Below are 1,467 nucleotides of genomic sequence, written 5' to 3' on the forward strand. Positions count from 1 at the left end.
GGGCGGTGCCGCTGACGGGGCTGTTGCGGGCACTGCTGTGCAAACGGCTGGAGTCCTCGCCCGCGGCGTTGGCCGCGACGGCGCAGCGGATGGCCGACGCCGCGCGCCGGTCGCTGATCGACCTGGACAACGGCGTGGTCGGTGCCGTGCCCGCGCACCGCGCCCGGGTCCCGGCGCGGGTGGCCGCGCTGTGGGACGGTGACCAGGACACCGACGACGCTTTGGACGACCTGCTGCCCGGGGCCGGCCCTGCCCGATCCGGCAGGGCCGCCGCCGAGCCGGCGACCGGGTACGACCAGGCGGCGCTGCGCGCCGACCTGCGGCGCGACGCCGACATCCTGCAACGGCTGGCCGACCGCGCCCGCGCCGTCATCGACACCGACCCCAAGAAGGACGCGCTGGCGGGCCTGCTGCTCCAGGCGCTCGCCGACCCGCGCGGCCCCAAGATCGTGGTGTTCGCCACCGCCCGCGAGACCACCCATGATCTCGGGCGCTGGCTGCAGCGCCTCACCCGCACCGACCGCCGGTTCGCCGCGCTCCGCGGCCGCATCGCGACGCTGGGCCAACGCCCCGAACCCTCCTGGACAGCGGCACAGCAGATGCTGGCCGGGTTCGCTCCCGCCACCGCCGTCACCGCGGTCACCGAAGCGACCCTGCCCGCCGCCGCCGACCGCTATGACGTGCTGATCTGCACCGACAAATTCTCCGAGGGCGTCAACCTGCAGCAGGCCGCGCTGTGCGTCAACTACGACCTGTCCTGGAATCCGCAACGGCTCGGGCAACGCGTCGGCCGCCTGGACCGGGTCGGGAGTCTGCACGCCAGGGTGACCTGCTGGACCATGCTGCCGTCCGACCACCTCGACACCATCCTGCCGATCATGGACATCCTGATCCGCAAGGCGCACCTGGCCGCCGACACCGTCGGTGTCCCCACTCCCCTGTTCCCCGGCTCACCGTGCCAGAGCTACACCAGCCTGCTGGACGCCTGGTACCCGCACCTGAACCTCCCATCCCACGCTCCGGCCTCCAGAGCGGCACCTTCCACCGCCGGCCTCCCCGATGATGGGCACTCGGCCGCCGACCCCACCAGAGGGACCGGCGATCGCGATGACCCGGCCCCACTCGGCATCGCCGGTGAGCGGAACTGGGCGCACGCCTGGCTCGGCAACGCCCGCCGCATCCCGCGCCTGGACACTGCGATCACCGGGCTGCCGGCAGGGTCAGGTTCGGTCGCGGCCGCACCCGACCGCGACCCCAGCGTGGTGTTCTGCTTCCGCGTCCACAGCGCCGACGGCTGCTCCCACACCGCCGGCTTCGCCCAGATCTACACCGGACCCCGCCGCGCCGGCCACATCATCCTGGACACCGACCGCTGCCTGCGGCAGGCCCGCATCGACCCAGGCCACTGGACCCGGGCGGTCGGCGACGGCGCCGACCCCGCCCACCCCTTCGACGTGGTCGTGCCCG

At 73.9% G+C, this 1,467-nt stretch carries 1 protein-coding gene; it reads left to right on the forward strand.

Annotation, left to right across the window (positions count from 1 at the left end; genetic code table 11):
* On the forward strand, window positions 1-1,467 hold a 1,467-nt coding region (locus tag ETD83_RS41795), incomplete at both ends, for a helicase-related protein (RefSeq protein WP_138650763.1).

The organism is Actinomadura soli, assembly GCF_005889715.1.
In the GTDB taxonomy this organism is placed as follows: domain Bacteria; phylum Actinomycetota; class Actinomycetes; order Streptosporangiales; family Streptosporangiaceae; genus Spirillospora; species Spirillospora soli.